Source organism: Microcoleus sp. K1-B1, assembly GCF_036704705.1.
In the GTDB taxonomy this organism is placed as follows: Bacteria; Cyanobacteriota; Cyanobacteriia; order Cyanobacteriales; family Microcoleaceae; genus Microcoleus.
The window spans coordinates 1-16,286 of the sequence record NZ_JAUBSH010000057.1 but is presented as its reverse complement, the minus strand read 5'-3'; the positions used below and the strand labels follow the sequence as shown (position 1 = coordinate 16,286).

Genomic DNA, 16,286 nt, shown 5'->3' with positions numbered 1-16,286 from the left:
GGGAATTTCAAATTGGTTCCCCCCAGGGGTGGCTTAGACTGGGTATGTTGAATTTGGTTAAATATTTATGAACGCACAACCCAAAGGCCGCCTTGTTTGGAACCACTCTACCCACCTTCCCGGTTTGATACCAATTTTAGAGCGCCTCACCCTAAAAATGGGCATTCAAACAGTCACTCCCGGCGTCATCAACAAAGTTAAAGGACACATCCCCCGCATGACATTAAGAGTGTCAGTACCCATCCGCGGGGGATTTAAAATCATCGCCAGACAGGGCAAAACCGTACAAGAAGTCTTTATATTAACGACTCTCACTCAAGGGGACTTGGAAGAGACGATCGCCCAAACCCTAGCCAAGTGACAATATTTTCTTAGCAAGCAAAGCCCGAGCCCTAACTGAAGTAGTTTCATCGCTTTGGGTAATTTCCTCAAGTCTGGCCGAAACTTCCGCTAACCAATCCGGTTTAACAGTCGCAGCACCCGCCAAAGCTTGCAAACCCCCCGCTGCTGCGTAGCGCACCACCCATTCTGGATCTCGGGACGCTTGCAGTAGCGTTTTCACAGCGCGAAGTTGAGCATCGGCAATTTCTTCTGCCGGCATCAATTCCCAACAAATCGTCCCCAAACCCCTAGCCGCCGCCCGCCGCACGCTCAAAGCAAAGTCATTCGCCGCTGCATCGAGCAAAATCTCCAAACCCCTGGGGTCGCCAATTCCCGCCAAAGCCCGAACAGCCCAAGCTCTCGCCCCGTAATTGTAGCCGTCAAGCTGTTCTAAAAGCGGCAGTACCGCAGCTTCTCCGAGTTGAATCAGCCCATCCACGGCGGCAACAGCGGCGCCTGGGTTGTTGTAACCGAGCACTGTAATTAAGGTAGGAATTGCTTGTGTTGAGGGAGTCGCCGCCAGTGCTTTGACGGAGTTTAACAAGCCTTCGGAAGAATCTGCTTGTTCGACAGCCTGAATTAGTTCTAATGCCATTTATTTGTAAGCTTTACCGTGACTATTGTAATTGTAGGTTGGGTCGATCGCGCGATCGAACTTTTTGCCACCTCACCCAACATTCTCATCAAAATAGGTAGGGAAACAGCACGGCGCTGTGTCCTGAAATGTGCTGTCTGCTGAATATACGGCAGACAATAGAGAATCGCTACAGCAATCCTATTTTAGTTGTGAACTAATTATTTTAAAGTAAACTATCCATTAAGTTCATAACTTGGATAGCTTCATCTGATAAAGATAGTGATTCTTGTTGATTGAGGTGATGCTCCAAAACTCCTTTGAGCGCAATCAATTTCAGGCTATTTTCTGCTAAAGTTTCAGAAATAGCTTGCGCTCCCGGCAAATAGCCGATCGCCCCCAAGTCCATCAAAGCCGATCGCCTCAACTGCAAATTATCCCCATTCAAAGCACTTACCAACCGCTCTCCGTAAACCCGCTCACCAGTTAACTGATACATCGCCCGCGCCGCAGCGTACTGTACCCGCTCCACAGAGTGTTCTAAAAAAGGTGAAATTAGCGGTATTGCTTCTGTCGCTTTCAGCGTTCCCAAAGCTTCAATTACCGAGTCGTAAGGTTGCACCAGGTGCGATTTTCCTGGCACTCGCACAGCAACAGCTACGCCCCCATCCAATAGCTTCATTAGCGGCTCAATAGAATCGATCTCGCCCAGCATTTCTAGAGCTTGAGCCGCCGCTTCCCGCACGTAATAATCAGCGCATTCCAAACAGCGAATCAGGGCCGGCAAGGCTTGTTTGTCGCCCAATTTACCCAGAGCCCGCGCCGCATTTCGTAATAGGGAATAGTCGCCGATTTTTGTTTGTTCAGACTCTTCTTCCAATGCGGCAATTAAAGCTGCAATAGCTGCAGGTTCCTTGACTCGAAATCTGCCAACCCACCAAGCAGCATAATACCGGAGACTATAATCTTGGGAGTGCAAATTTGCGATCGCCTGTTCAACAGTTAAAGACTCGCCCTCAGCTACACCCGCCGGCGGTGAGTCGGATTCGTAATAATCCATAGTGATTAGTTATTAGTTATTAGTTATTAGTTATTCGGCGATTTCAATCGCTGCTACCAAGACAAAACCTGCAAGGCAAGGGTTAGGAAAACTCGCCGATTAAAATCGCTACTAAACAGACAAAACCCGCCTGGGCGGGTTACATTAACTCTTAGTCCGCTTGGAGTGGACTTTGTTTGTCTAGCAGCGATTTTCATCGCCGCTTCTAGCTTTTGTCGGAGCGATTTTCATCGCCCCTCCCACCAAACTATTGGTGATCACCCGATGATTCATGGGATGATTCTGCACCCGCGCTTAAAGGATGAATGCCGACAATTTTCCCGCCCATGCGAGTAATCCGCTGCATTTCTTGATTCATCCGATTGTAAGGCACGTTGATAAATGTACTCGCGCTCGATCGAATCGAATAATCCACATTATTTGTTTCATCGCTTTGGCGCAATCCCACAACTTCATACCGAAAGCAGCGACTAGCCGAAGCTGTATTGCCACTTTTTCCACCTACAATTTGACCCAACATAAGCTTCTTGGTAATTGGTAATTCTGACTTTTGACTGTTGACTGTTGACTAAAAGCTAGTAACTGCCAACTGCCAACTGCCAACGGACTAAATTGGAGTAATGCTGGCGATTTTCGCGCCCATGCGTTGAAATTTCTGCATTTGCGAGGACAACTCCTCAACAGGTACGATGAAAGCCTTGCTGCTGCGGCGCACGCTGGGATAGCCGCCCGTGCGAATGCCGGAAACTTCCACGCGCACCAGCCGCCCTTCTTTGCCGTAAGCGGCAGCGCCGCCAAAAGTGCTGGCGGGAGTTACGTTTCTGGCAGAAGGCCGATATGCCCAACCTTCGTTACCACCAGAAGGCCCAACTACAGCCGTAGCAGTGTTAGTGCCGAGTTCGACAGCTAAGCGAGAGGTATTGCCTTCTAGTTGAGATGTATCGCTGTTTGCATAGCCACGATACAACCGGAACATCCGGGTAAAACCGACGGTTTTTTGACCACGCTGGGTGTTAAAGCCGCGGTAGTAAGGCACGATACTTTCGCCAAAGTTTTCTTGATACTCTACTGAATCGATGTAAGAATCAATATCAGCGTCGTAGCCTTTTGTTTGGTACAAATCTAAGTGCTCAACTACTTCAGATTCGTCGTAGGTAGCGCGACCGAGCAAGTGTTTGTAGTTTAGTTCGATCGTCCGAGTTTGGAAGCTGTTGTAGAAAAACTTGGTTTTGTACAATTCTGACTTAGCTACAGCGCGTACAAATTCTCGTACACTCAAACTGCCGTCTCGCAGCAAAGACTCGGAACTTGTAAGTCGCTCGGATTTCATTAAATAGTCGTTGCCCAGCACCTGACGGTAAACGGCACGAATCACCGTTTCAACGTCGTCTTTGGTGTAGTTCGGGCGCAATTCTACCTTCGGCGCATCGCTCAATGCGGATGTTCCCAGTCTGGACGCTGCTGTTGTAATCGCCACCAGATTTTCTCCTAAATTATTAATGACAAAAGTTTAATGCTTGGTTGCACGTGAAATTTTTAGGACTAAGGATAATATGCCTCAAAGTAGGGTGTACAATGCACACCTTACCTATACACATAAAATTGAAGAATTTTTTAGCCTTAGTCCTAATTTGCTACAGACATTTCAAAAAAACGTCTTTACAAACTTTAAGCTGTGGTAATACTTACCACTTTGCCGCCACGTTTGTTGATTTGCTGCAAGCGGCTCGAAAGTTGCTCGTAAGGCACGAGATATTCGGTAGTAGTCCGCCGCACTTGGGGCAAAAAATTACCCGCACCTTGCATTGCGGTGACTCGGTAGAGTTGGTCGCGGGAACCGCCGGAGGTGCCACCAAGGGCTTTTCCGGTGGAGGCTGTGTATATCGGCGAAGCCATATTTCTCGCTACTTCCCAAGTCAGCCGGGCTTGGGTTTGGTTTTGCGATCGATCGCTAGAAGCAAAACCCCGGTACAGTTGAAACATCCGGTTAAAACCGACGGTTTTTTGACCTCTTTGAGTCGCGAAACCGCGATAGTAAGGCACTATACTGTCGCCAAAATTTTCTTGATACTCAACTGAGTCAATGTAAGAATTGATTTCAGCTTCGTAGCCTTCTGCATTGTACAAATCAACGTGGAAAGCAATTTCCGACTCGTCGTAAGGAGCGCGGCCCAACAAATGCTTATAATTAAGCTCGATTAACCGCGTTTGCGAGTTCGGATAAAAAAACTTTTTCCGATAGGTTTCGGAATGTGCAATTGACCGCACAAAATCTTTCACTGAAATCTGCCCTTGCAGCAGCAGAGATTCAGCACTGGTAAGTCGTTCGCTCGACATTAAATACTCGTTGCCAAAAACTTGGCTGTAAGCAGCGCGAATTACTGCTTTTGCATCCTCTTGTGTCCAGTGGGGGCGCAGTTCTACCCGTCCCGCTTCTTCAAATGCTTTTATTCCCAACCGTTCTGCTGCAGCTAATCCCGCCATCTTCGCTTCTTCCTTTTTTGCTGTAAAAATTGAAAACTGCTTAAAAAAGTATTTGCAAAACTAGGCTTGGATCGCAGATGCCCGGAATTGTAAACAACCGCTAACACTTAAGCTAACAGCAGCTTACAATCCCGGGCATCACGCAAATCTAGCTCAGAGCGTTGATTGCGTAGTCGATGTAGGAATTCGCTTCAGTTGCAGCGTCGCCACTGAGACCGTGGTTGCCTTTGATGTACTTGAGGGCTTCAACGTACCAGCTAGGAGACAATTCAAATGTCCGGTTGATTTCGTCAACACCTGCAATCAGGTACTCGTCCATCGGACCTGTACCGCCTGCAACTAAGCAGTAGGTTACCATACGGAGGTAGTAGCCGATGTCGCGAGCGCACTTCGCTTTACCTGTTGGGGTAGAAGCGTAGTTCGGGCCTTGCATTTGTTGGGTGTACGGGAATTTGTTGTACACAGCTTGAGCTGCACCGTCGATCAAACGCTGAGAGTTGGCGGTCAACGCTTTGGCTGCTTCCAAACCTGCTGCTGCTTGGCGGAAACGTCCGAAGGCGACTTGCAGTTCAGTGCTGCTCAGGAAACGGCCTTGAGAATCGGCTGCGGTTACTGCTTCAGTCAAAGGGGTTTTCATTGTTCTGGTTTCTCCCTAATGTTGTGTTGTTTTTGTACAAAAATGATTGTTTGCAAAAATGCGATGCTCGCTTCTTTACAAGAAAGGTTCGCTTGGCTATTTTTAGCCGACTGCACTAGCTGCGCGGTCGAAGTAGCTGCCGATTTCAGACATTAGCGAGCTGCAATCACCACGGGTAACACCGTTGGGGTCGTTAGCGATCGCAATTGCTGCTTCCTTCATTTTTTGCACGCCGGCTGCAACTGAGCCACCGGGAACTCCCAGAGCTTGGTATGTTTCACGCAGACCGTTCAAGCAGCGGTCGTCCAAAACGCTGGCGTCGCCTGCAAATGTTGCATAGGTGACGTAGCGCAAGATGATTTCCATATCGCGCAAGCAAGCTGCCATGCGGCGGTTGGTGTACGCATTGCCACCAGGAGCGATCAGTTGAGGCTGTTCGGCGAACAGGGTGCGAGCTGCATTGGCTACGATGCTGGATGCGTTGCCGGTGATGCGGTTTACTGCGTCAATCCGCTTGTTGGCGTCGGAAACCATGCTGCTGAGAGCATCGAGTTGACCCTGAGCTAGAAATTCGCCCCGAGCGTCAGATTGGGAAACCACTTTTGTAAATGCGTCAAACATGAAAGAACTCTCCTACTTGAGTTAATTGAGTTTGGTTGCGGTATAAAACCGTTAAGTTAAATTTGTTCAGGCTACGAGGGCCTGCAAGGGTTGAAATTTGATGCCAGCTAATCTGCTGGTCCGATCGAGTTTTCCCTTTCCGCTACCTGCACTATTGTTACATCGTAACGGACGTTTAAGAAACCTTAGAATTTTTTACATCTTTTATGAGATGCGACAAACCTTGTCAATCAGTGTTTTTGTTAACTTTGGCCTGTCGTTTCAACCCTCTGATAATCTTTATACAACGCTCGCCCGTCTTTGTTTATTACAAATTATTACAGAAAGTTATCTCTCTAAGAAGGTAAATGGCTGGGTGGGGAAGTGCGAGCTAATCTACTTCCTCCGGTAGATGCGGGGTTGCACAACAAAACGCAGAGTTTGCTTCGCTCGCCCCTGCAGTCGCGGTTGAACCGCCCCGAAGCATCTCGTGGGCCGATCGCCTTTGTTGGCTTTCTTTGGAAAAAGCGAATTGTTAAGAAATATTAAGTAAATTAAAGTTTTCGTAAAAGAAGGCTGGGGGAATAGGGAAAAAACCAAAAATTCTGCCCCATGTCAGGAGGGCTGCAGAAGTCGGTGTGGGCAAAATCCAAAAGATTGTGAACCCCCTCGCCACAGCCTCAGCTTTTTTTGCCGGAAATATCAGCATTTAGTGACAAAACTCAGCCGTTGGAAGTTGAAAGACCCGACCCGGTGTTTCATAACGCGGGGATGCTTGGTCTGGGGAGTCATTGAACTTGACCCCAGACCAAGCATCTACTGTTTGTCCTGCAGCGGTTGCAAAAAAACTTTCTTCATCTATCTGTTCTATGTTCTGCTTCCCACAGGCTAGTCCCACGCAAGCGTGTGGCAAGCTGAGCATTGTGGAGGGTGAGAAAACCAACATAGGCGATCGACACCTGTTACCGCAGCGCCATTTTTCTTTTAACATTAAACACTGGGGGAATAGATGGGTTCGGATACGCACCTTTTATTACGTTTTTTTTAAGGTAGGTTTTGACCTGCGACGCACGTTTACATCCCCGGACTAAAGTCATTCTTGCTTTCAGCTTCTTTTCTGTTTGACATCCTCCCCGGCCGTACCGCAGGATTCCAAGAATCACTTCTTGGGCTTCCTCTTTCCACGACTCGGCTTACATTGAGGAGTTACCTCACCAATGCAGAGGTCGATGTCTTCAGAGGCGTTTAACGTTCCCGTGTGCCCCACGGTACGGAGTGCTAACTCAAGTATGTTAATTGCTGCATTCCAGTCTCGGTCTATTACAAAACCACAATGGTGACAGCGATGTGTTCTTTGACTCAAAGACTTCTTGATGACTTCCCCACAGTGGGAACAGTTTTGAGAAGTGTAGTGCGGTGGTACGGCAACCGTTACCACACCAAACACCTTGCCAAAATATTCTAACCATTGACGGAAAGCCGACCACGCAGCATCAGATATTGACTTTGACAGTTGTCTGTTTCTAACCATGTTACGCACCTGCAAGTCCTCATAGGCAACCAAGTCGTTAGACTGGATGACGCATCTTGCCAACTTCACGGCAAAATCTTTACGCTGCCTACTTACCTTGAGGTGCTTTCGACTCAGGCGATTTCTCGCTTTGACTCTGTTTTTCGACCCTTTGGTGGTGCGAGAAAGTTTACGACTAAGACGCTTTATCGCTTTCTCGGACTTTCTCAGATGACGGGGGTTCTCGATTGTCTGACCGTCCGAATCGGTGTAGAAGTGAGTCAATCCAACATCCAGTCCAACAGTCTTACCCGTTGGCTTTCTCTTCTCTACCCGTTCTTGGTCAAGGCAAAACTGAACGTAGTACCCATCAGCTCTACGAACAACACGCACTCGCTTAATCTGCTTCAACTGGTAGAAGTGCAGGTCACGAGTTCCCCACATCTTGAAGCTTCCTGCTTCAAACCCATCAGTGAAGGTGATAGTTCGTCTATCGAACGACAACTTCCAGCCCGTTGTTTTATATTCAACAGAGCCATGTGTTTGATGCTTCTTAAAGCGTGGAAAGCCTTTCTTCCCAGGCTTGTTTTTTTTGCAGTTGTCATAAAACCGAGCGATAGAACTCCAAGCCCGATCGGCAGAAGCTTGTCGAGCTTGGGAATTAAGTTTGCCGGCGAACGGAAACAATGCGGCGAGAACAGCGCAATAGGCGCTCAACTCGTACTTACCCATCCCCAAGTTGTCCAACCAGTATCTAAGGCAGCTATTGCGGACAAAGCGAGCAGTACGAATGGCTTCATCGAGCCGCTCGTACTGCTCGCTTTGTCCCTCTAGTTTTGCCTCAAAAACAAGCATACTTACGCTGACATAACTAGCGTAAGTATACCACAGTTAAAGGAAGCCGTCCTAGAAGGACGGGGCTTTAAACCCATTATTTTTGGTAAGGTGGATAAGTGCTATCAGCCGTAGGCATACAAACGGCGCGATCGAGCCGCCAGACGCAGTGAAGTTAAAAGCTTTTTGCTTCCCCGGCATCGAACCGCCCAAAACGAGTCCCAAGTTAAACAGTTTTTTATTCAGAACTCAAAACTTAAAAGTCTCTGACTGTGAATCAGCCACATCCATCGGCTGTAGCTGTCCGGCCTTATTCGCCTAATTTCCCCATGCTCGATCGTAATTTATGTCTTCAAATCCTCCCTCTTCTTGGCACACCGTAGCAATTGACAAAACTCTCCAGCAGCTAAGCAGCAACAAAGACGCTGGCTTGAGCAGCCAACAGGTGTCAGAACGCTTGCAGCAATACGGCCCCAACGAACTCGAAGAAACAGGAGGCCGCAGTCCGTGGTCGATTTTTGTCGATCAGTTCACCAACATCATGTTGTTGATGCTGATGGGTGTGGCCGTGATTTCGGGTTTTTTGGACTTTCGGTCGAATACTTTTCCCAAAGATGCGATCGCCATTTTTGCGATCGTCATACTCAACGGCATTCTCGGCTATTTCCAAGAAAGCAGCGCCGAAAAAGCCCTCGCAGCCCTCAAAAACCTCGCTTCTCCCCTAGTCAGAGTCCTGCGGGACGGCAAAACTTCAGAAATAGCAGCCAAGGAACTCGTACCCGGAGACGTGATGCTGTTGGAGGCTGGGGTAAAAATAGCAGCAGACGCACGCTTGATCGAAACATCAAATCTGCAAGTCAGAGAATCTGCTTTGACAGGGGAAGCGCTAGCAGTCACCAAGCAAGCAGAGCTAGAACTTCCAGAAGATGCTTCCTTGGGCGATCGACTCAACCTGATTTTTCAGGGCACAGAAGTTGTTCAAGGACGAGCAAAGGCGATCGTCACCAACACCGGAATGCAAACTGAACTAGGCAAAATTGCCACCATGCTTCAGTCAGTAGAAACCGAACCGACTCCCCTGCAACAGCGGATGAGCCAGTTGGGAAATGTTCTAGTCTCCGGTGCCCTAACCTTAGTCGCAATTGTCGTCATCGGCGGCATGATTACCTTCCAAAACGGCGGCATCGGGTTCGATACCAGCAGGTTTGAAGATTTGTTAGAAGTTTCTCTAAGCATGGCTGTGGCTGTGGTTCCCGAAGGACTTGCAGCAGTCGTGACAGTTACTCTGGCACTCGGAACTAGGCGGATGGTGAAGCGAAACGCCCTGATTCGCAAACTGCCTGCAGTAGAAACTTTGGGATCGGTAACTACCATTTGTTCTGACAAAACAGGTACTCTGACTCAAAACAAAATGGTAGTTCAGCTAGTGTCTACGGGCGACTGCACAGTCGCCGTCGCAGGGGATGGCTATGCGCCGATCGGAGATTTTACCGATCGCCTGACATCGGCCAAAATTAATAATTTAGAGGAATATCCAGAACTCGAATCTTTATTAATTGCCTGTGCAGTTTGCAACGACGCAGTATTGCAACAAGAACAGCAAGAATGGCAGATTTTAGGCGACCCCACAGAAGGAGCTCTGCTGTGTGTAGCGGGAAAAGCAGGCATTTATAAGGAAAAACAGTCTCAATTGCTGCCACGGACGGCGGAATTTCCTTTTTCTTCGGAACGCAAGCGCATGAGCGTGATTTGCGAAGTGCCCGGCCGATCGGGAAATTCGGGATTTCCTGCAGAAGAAGGACAGCAGCCGAATTATTTGATGCTAACCAAAGGTTCTCCAGAGTTGACTTTGGAGCGCTGCAAAGGCATTATAGTCGGCGATCGAGTACAACCTTTAACCCAGGAAATGCGCGATCGCATCCTCGCCGAAAACAACAACATGGCAAGCGGTGGTTTGCGAGTCCTCGGGTTTGCGTACAAACTCTGGGAAAACCTGCCGCCCGAAGGTTCTGAGGAAACCAGCGAACAAGACATGATTTGGCTGGGACTCGTCAGTATGCTGGACGCCCCGCGCCCGGAAGTGCGAGAAGCAGTGGTGAAGTGCCGCAATGCAGGCATTCGGGTGGTGATGATTACAGGAGACCACCAGTTGACAGCAAAAGCCGTCGCCTACGATTTAGGTATTGCAACAGAGGGCGATCGAGTTCTCACCGGTCAAGAATTAGAAAAGCTCAGCCAAGAAGAACTCAAACAGCAAGTCGAACAGGTTAGCGTTTACGCCCGCGTCTCCCCCGAACACAAATTGCGAATAGTCCAAGCTTTGCAAAGTTGGGGCAAATTTGTCGCAATGACCGGCGACGGGGTTAACGACGCCCCCGCCTTGAAACAAGCCGATATCGGCATCGCCATGGGGATTACCGGCACCGATGTCAGCAAAGAAGCTAGCGATATGGTGCTCCTCGACGACAACTTCGCAACTATTGTCGCCGCCGCAGAAGAAGGGCGAGTGGTTTATAGCAATATTCGCCGCTTTATTAAATACATTTTGGGCAGCAACATCGGCGAAGTTTTGACAATTGCGGCCGCACCTTTAATGGGTTTGGGAGGAGTGCCGCTGACGCCACTGCAAATTTTGTGGATGAACTTAGTAACAGACGGCGTTCCCGCTTTAGCCTTGGCTGTGGAACCGGGGGAACCGAACGTGATGAAAAAGCCTCCTTTCAGTCCGCGAGAAAGTATTTTTGCGCGGGGTTTGGGTTCTTACATGATTCGGATCGGGATTATTTTTGCAATTTTGACGATCGCGATGATGTCCTGGGCTTACGGATATACCACCAACCCTAACCATGTTGGAGATCCCGAGGCTTGGAAAACAATGGTGTTTACAACTCTTTGTTTGGCACAAATGGGTCACGCGATCGCAATTCGGTCTAACACTCAGCTAACTATTGAGTTAAATCCCTTGACTAATATTTTTGTTTGGGGAGCTGTGATTGTTACTACTGCTTTGCAATTAATGCTGATTTACGTTCCGCCCCTAAGAGCATTTTTCGGCACTCATTATTTAACGGGGTTTGAGTTGCTAGTTTGCTTCGGTTTCAGCGCTCTGATGTTTGTCTGGATCGAAATGGAAAAACTGTTTGTGCGCTTTTACAAAGCTCGAAAATAGTGTTAACTGACGGATACTGAGCGATGTTTCATTATTAGCTAGAACCCTCGCATTTGGCACTATTATTTCGCACATCCGCCAGGGGTTGAAACCCCTGGCTCATATCAAATCCGGTAGCATCGGAATTATTCATCTCTGTATTCTCTCCCTCTGCGTTCTCTGCGCCCTCTGTGGTTAAATAATTCCGATGCAACCGGAAACGATATCACACCCAAATTCATCGCTATGAAGACTCAAGAGATTGTGTCACAATTAAACATTTATTACTTCGTTATAATGTGATTGCGAGCGCAGCGCGAGGCGAAAATCGCAATCGTAAAGGAACTCGGTTGCCAACCTGTAAGGTGCGCCCGGTCGTTCACCCGCTCCATAACTGTATTACTAATTACCAATTACCAATTAGCAATTACTAATATTATGTATTTGAAAACACTGCACCTACGGCAGTTTCGGAACTACTTCGATCAAAAGGTAGCTTTTGACGCTCCCAAAACAATTTTAGTAGGAAATAACGCTCAAGGAAAATCTAACTTGTTAGAAGCGGTAGAGTTGCTTTCTACATTAAAAAGCCACCGGGTAGGGCGCGATCGCGATTTAATACTCGACTCAAAGCCGATCGGGCAAATTGATGCTACACTCGAACGTCAAACCGGAGCGATCGACCTAGCTTTAACTCTTCGCTCTGGGGCGCGTCGGACACTGAAGCTCAACGGTGAACCGCTGCGCCGCCATTTAGACTTTTTGAGCGTCTTAAATGTAGTGCAATTTTCTTGTTTGGATTTGGACTTAGTGCGCGGCGGGCCCGAAGGAAGGCGCAATTGGATCGATCGCCTCGTCATCCAGTTAGAACCGATTTACGCTCACATTTTGCAGCAGTACAACCAAATTTTGCGCCAGCGAAATGCTCTGTTGAAACGTTCTAAAGAAATCAGGAAAGCGGAATTTTCCGACAGTTTTGACAAGATGCGATTTATCGGATCTGAAACTCCCGAAGACCAAAATATCGCAGAATTCCCAATGCCCAATGCCCAATGCCCAATGCCCCATTCCCAATTCCCCATTCCCCGTTCGGAATTAGCTTTGTGGGACGCGCAGTTGGCGACAGCGGGCGCTCGCGTTATCCGCAGGCGCGATCGAATATTGGAGCGTTTGATGCCTTTAGCTCGACATTGGCACCGTTCAATTAGCGGTTCAGCAGAAGTTTTAGATGTGAAATATGATGCTAATATTGAAGTAAGTTCAGAATTTATCGCTAAAGATAATCTCGAAGGAGTGCGGCAAGCATTTTTAGAGAAAATTCAAAAAAGGGCGATCGCAGAACAGTTTCAAGGAACCACTTTAGTCGGTCCCCACCGCGACGACATTACATTTACCATTAACAATACCCCAGCTCGTCAATACGCATCCCAAGGTCAGCAGCGAACTCTGGTATTAGCATTAAAATTAGCCGAATTGCAGCTTATTGAAGAAGTCGTCGGCGAAGCGCCTTTACTGTTGCTCGACGACGTACTTGCAGAACTCGATCTGAGCCGCCAAAATCAACTTTTAGAAACAATTCAAGAACGATTTCAAACTCTGATTACTACAACTCACTTAGGCGCTTTTGATGCTCAGTGGCTGCGACAAACCCAAATTCTCTCCGTCGTTGCTGGACAAATCAATCGATTTTAGATTTTAGATTTTAGATTTTGGATTGACAAATTTTCTGTTTCATGGTATTAATGCAAAAATTTTGAAAAATTGGCATTATTACCTCAATTCGAGATAGGATAAAGGTTAATTTTGATTGCAGCTTTCGCTTCCATTTTTCTAACCCTTATGAAGCATTACATTTCCCGTCTGTTAGCCCTGGTATTAGTTGTTGTCATCGGCGTAACGGGCTGTACCAATGTTCCGGCCACTCTGAGTGGAGATTATGGCCAAGACACATTAGCATTAGTGAACAGCTTGAGAACAGCGCTCACTTTGCCAGAGGGCACGCCGGAAAAAGCAGCCGCTCAAGCCAAGGCTCGCACGAGTATCAACGATTTTTTTGCTGAATACCGCCGCGATCCCGCTCTTACCAAGCTGGCCTCTTTCACGACAATGCGGACGGCATTAAACTCTTTGGCAGGACATTACAGTTCCTATCCAAACCGTCCCGTTCCTGAAAAATTGAAAAAGCGTCTTGAGTCAGAATTTCAGCAGATTGAAGCTGCTCTTAACAGAGGAGCTTAATCTCAAAATTTAGGATCAAGGATAAATGTTAATAATTCATCTTTCATCCTGGATATTTGAGTGTTAACAATTTTTAGTAGAAATATCAACTGCTTTTAGCGCCCACTGTACCAGGCGCTTTTTTATGCAGCATTTAGGGAAAAAATACTGCAAAACGGTTTAATCGCCCAGTCTTATCTTACCCGATCGCCCTTATTGGATTTAAATAGCCGCCAGATAGAATTTGCATTGTGCGATCGACTTGTGCCATAACTAAGTCAACCGAAAAAAGTAGAAAATTTGTAGCTGCTTGTTGAGCGCGATCGCATTTTTGCGATTGCCACCCAATTTAAACCAGAAAACCCCATTCAATTCTCCCATGAAAATTGCACCAACTCGCATCGCGAATTTTCAACACCAGCGACGCTTTTTAAGTGCGGTAAGTGCTGTTTTAACCAGTAGCTTCATCAGCCAGCTTGTATGGCCGTTTATCGGAAATCAAGCAGCTTTTGCCCAAACATCAGCCTATTGCCAATTATCCCAAGAACAGGTCAATCAAAAAGAAGACTTGCGCCGCGCCGCCCTTTCGGGAAAACCGGAATCTCAGCAAGCATATTTTGCTGTTTTGAACAAACACGCGCGGGAAATAGCAGAATGCCGCCAAAAAACTTGGCCCGAAACCCAAGCAGTTTGGCTGCGTTTGTATCCCTGCGATGTCAGACCCGGAGAACTCGATCGAGTATTAGACAAAGTTGTGAATAAAGGCTACAACCAAGTCTATGTCGAAGTGTTTTACGATGGTCAAGTGCTTCTCCCAGCAGCCGACAATCCAACGGCTTGGCCTTCTGTTGTGAGAAATCGCGGTTACGAGAAATACGACTTGTTAGAAAAGGCGATCGCCAAAGGCAAACAGCGAGGTTTAAAAGTATACGCCTGGTTATTTACCATGAACTTTGGCTATAGCTATGCTCAGCGTCCAGACAGACAGCAAACCCTCGCTATCAACGGTAAAAATCAGACAAGTTTAACAGTAAGCGAATACGCAGCAATTAACGAGGACTTCGGAGAAGTTCCGGGCAATCAAGCCTTTATCGATCCGTACAACCCACAAGCACGGCAAGACTATACTTTGTTAGTAAATCAAATAGTCAAGCGCAAGCCACAAGGAATGTTATTCGACTACATTCGCTATCTAAGGGGCATCGGACCCGCTTCAGTTGCTACCAAAGTTCAAGACTTGTGGATTTACGGCCCAGCATCGCAGCAAGTTCTTTTGCAGCGGGCTAGCAATCAGCAAGGGCGAGATTTAATTCAGCGGTATTTGACTAGGGGATTTATCAATACTACTGACGTTCAAGCAGTAGTCAAACAGTATCCAACTGAGCGAGAACCTCTTTGGCAGGGGCGAATTCCGCAGGCGATGTCAGTAACAACTCCACCTTCTAGAAGCCAGAATGCCGCATCAAGATCTGTCTCAACAAATCCCGCCGCTAACAAGCCAAACCCTGCAACTCCCACACCAAGACCGACACCGCGGCTTCCCGATACTGGCACTCTGCAAAAAGACCTGTGGAAACTGAGTGTTGCTCACGCAGTCCAAGGGATTTTAGATTTTTTGGGGGTAGCAATTCAACCAGCTCAAAGGATGGGAATTCCTGTAGGAGCAGTGTTTTTTCCCACTGCAAATCAAGCCATAAATCAAGGAGGATATGATTCGAGATTGCAGCCGTGGGACACATTTCCGGCTGCTATAGAATTCCACGCCATGTCTTACGGAAATTGCGGGGATGTAAGCTGCATTGTGCCGCAGGTGCAGCGGACAGTGAGTTTAGCGCCTGCGGGAGCAAAAATCATTCCTGCCATTGCTGGAGATTGGGGAAAACCTCTTAAAAATCGGCCATCCTTGGAGATTCAAATGCGGGCAATTCGCGCCGCGACGCCGCAAATTAATGCGGTAAGTCATTTTGCTTTTGGGTGGCAAGAACCGGAGGATGAAAGGGCACGGCAAACTTGCAGATTGTAGATATATTCCTGAACGAAAAGGGTGTCATTACCTTGTTTTATGGTCGCCGCAAGAGCATGAAAGCGTAGATTTTTGAGCAATAAACCGGGTTTTTATATGGGAATCAGCGGCGAATCACGAGTGATTTGCCTAAGAAAACCCGGTTTTTGCCTAAGTCTTGCTTGAGTGCGATCGACCTTTTGAAAAAAAAATTACCAAACTTTTAAGCTAGCAGAACAATCAGGCATAATGAGATTGTTCAAAATAAATCCTATACCCGATGAGTCGCAAACGCCATAAAAAATCGGTAATTAAAACCGTTATACTTATCGGATTGAGCATCACAATTTCCCTGTTGTGGGAAAACTGAAAAACCGCCAATTCAAATCCGCTAATACCAATCCCACCCCTGGAAAATCCCCCGCCAAACCTGCTGAAACCCCCAAAACTCAAAACACCCCATTCTCCCCCCGCAACTCCCTCTCCCAAACCTCCCGAACAACCTTTAGTCTTCGCACCGCCCGCGCAATTTCGCAGCCAAATAGTTTATAAAGCCAGTATTAACAACTCAAAAGTTATCGCCCTGACATTTGACGATGGCCCTTCGCCAGAAACTTTGAAAATATTAGAAGTTTTGCACAAACATCAAGTTGTGGGCACATTTTTCTGCTTGGGTGCAAATTTGCGGGGTAACTGCTCAATAAGTGCTGATAAGCAAGTATCGCCAAACTAACTCAGACAATGCCTGATAGCCTGAATCTGAGAATTCCAGCACAAGAGTAATTCATGAATTGGTTACTGACCCAAAAATGCGCGGGCGATTTACGTAGGTGAGGGAG

16 protein-coding genes are annotated in these 16,286 nt (G+C 47.4%); 7 read left to right on the top strand and 9 right to left on the bottom strand.

The genetic code is table 11. From position 1 onward, the window contains the following. The first annotated feature begins 67 nt into the window (after positions 1-67). Positions 68-361, top strand: coding sequence for a DUF2103 domain-containing protein (locus tag QUA83_RS19675; RefSeq protein WP_333144464.1), 294 nt, complete (start codon positions 68-70; stop codon positions 359-361). Here QUA83_RS19675 and QUA83_RS19670 read toward each other — a convergent pair. Then, on the bottom strand, positions 350-976 hold the full coding sequence (locus tag QUA83_RS19670) for a HEAT repeat domain-containing protein (protein WP_333295250.1): 627 nt from the start codon (positions 974-976) through the stop codon (positions 350-352). The two genes, QUA83_RS19675 and QUA83_RS19670, sit on opposite strands and share 12 nt — an antisense overlap. 18 nt (positions 977-994) lie before the next feature. Here QUA83_RS19670 and QUA83_RS19665 point away from each other — a divergent pair, with 18 nt between their 5' ends. Beyond that, a complete protein-coding gene (locus QUA83_RS19665; protein ID WP_333295249.1) occupies positions 995-1,120 on the top strand; it encodes a hypothetical protein in 126 nt (41 codons plus the stop codon). A 61-nt stretch (positions 1,121-1,181) separates the two neighbouring features. Here the strand turns inward: QUA83_RS19665 and QUA83_RS19660 are convergent, their stop codons facing one another. The 8 genes from QUA83_RS19660 to QUA83_RS19625 form a co-directional block, all read right to left on the bottom strand. Further along, on the bottom strand, positions 1,182-2,015 hold the full coding sequence (locus tag QUA83_RS19660) for a HEAT repeat domain-containing protein (protein WP_333295248.1): 834 nt from the start codon (positions 2,013-2,015) through the stop codon (positions 1,182-1,184). Between the two features lie 247 nt (positions 2,016-2,262). Continuing rightward, positions 2,263-2,535: a phycobilisome linker polypeptide gene (locus QUA83_RS19655; protein WP_333295246.1), complete on the bottom strand. Its 273-nt coding sequence runs from the start codon at positions 2,533-2,535 to the stop codon at positions 2,263-2,265. An 87-nt stretch (positions 2,536-2,622) separates the two neighbouring features. Beyond that, positions 2,623-3,492 carry a phycobilisome linker polypeptide gene (locus QUA83_RS19650; RefSeq protein WP_333295245.1) on the bottom strand — a complete coding sequence of 290 codons (870 nt, stop codon included), beginning with the start codon at positions 3,490-3,492 and terminating at the stop codon, positions 2,623-2,625. A 191-nt stretch (positions 3,493-3,683) separates the two neighbouring features. Further along, the gene (locus QUA83_RS19645; RefSeq protein WP_333295244.1) at positions 3,684-4,499 is read right to left on the bottom strand and encodes a phycobilisome linker polypeptide; all 816 of its coding nucleotides are present in this window, start codon (positions 4,497-4,499) and stop codon (positions 3,684-3,686) included. Between the two features lie 148 nt (positions 4,500-4,647). Next, a complete protein-coding gene (cpcA, locus tag QUA83_RS19640) occupies positions 4,648-5,136 on the bottom strand; it encodes a phycocyanin subunit alpha (RefSeq protein WP_015175793.1) in 489 nt (162 codons plus the stop codon). Positions 5,137-5,238: 102 nt separating this feature from the next. Further along, positions 5,239-5,757 (bottom strand): phycocyanin subunit beta, encoded by a 519-nt coding sequence (locus QUA83_RS19635; RefSeq protein WP_332948147.1) that lies wholly within the window; start codon positions 5,755-5,757, stop codon positions 5,239-5,241. Positions 5,758-6,445: 688 nt separating this feature from the next. Next, positions 6,446-6,727 (bottom strand): hypothetical protein, encoded by a 282-nt coding sequence (locus tag QUA83_RS19630; protein ID WP_333295243.1) that lies wholly within the window; start codon positions 6,725-6,727, stop codon positions 6,446-6,448. A 168-nt stretch (positions 6,728-6,895) separates the two neighbouring features. Further along, positions 6,896-8,101: a transposase gene (locus tag QUA83_RS19625; protein WP_333295242.1), complete on the bottom strand. Its 1,206-nt coding sequence runs from the start codon at positions 8,099-8,101 to the stop codon at positions 6,896-6,898. A 325-nt stretch (positions 8,102-8,426) separates the two neighbouring features. On the opposite strand from QUA83_RS19625, the gene QUA83_RS19620 reads away from it, so the two are divergent. The 5 genes from QUA83_RS19620 to QUA83_RS19600 all read left to right on the top strand — a co-directional run bounded on the left by QUA83_RS19620 (position 8,427) and on the right by QUA83_RS19600 (position 16,180). Continuing rightward, positions 8,427-11,249, top strand: a complete 2,823-nt coding sequence (locus tag QUA83_RS19620; protein WP_333295241.1) for a cation-transporting P-type ATPase — start codon at positions 8,427-8,429, stop codon at positions 11,247-11,249. 417 nt (positions 11,250-11,666) lie between these two features. After that, on the top strand, positions 11,667-12,920 hold the full coding sequence (locus QUA83_RS19615) for a DNA replication/repair protein RecF (protein WP_333295240.1): 1,254 nt from the start codon (positions 11,667-11,669) through the stop codon (positions 12,918-12,920). 147 nt (positions 12,921-13,067) lie between these two features. Then, positions 13,068-13,466 carry a photosystem II protein Psb27 gene (gene psb27, locus QUA83_RS19610; RefSeq protein ID WP_333295239.1) on the top strand — a complete coding sequence of 133 codons (399 nt, stop codon included), beginning with the start codon at positions 13,068-13,070 and terminating at the stop codon, positions 13,464-13,466. Positions 13,467-13,824: 358 nt separating this feature from the next. Further along, the gene (locus tag QUA83_RS19605) at positions 13,825-15,468 is read left to right on the top strand and encodes a family 10 glycosylhydrolase (RefSeq protein ID WP_333295238.1); all 1,644 of its coding nucleotides are present in this window, start codon (positions 13,825-13,827) and stop codon (positions 15,466-15,468) included. Between the two features lie 373 nt (positions 15,469-15,841). Then, positions 15,842-16,180: a polysaccharide deacetylase family protein gene (locus QUA83_RS19600; protein WP_333295271.1), complete on the top strand. Its 339-nt coding sequence runs from the start codon at positions 15,842-15,844 to the stop codon at positions 16,178-16,180. The last annotated feature ends 106 nt before the right edge of the window (positions 16,181-16,286 follow it).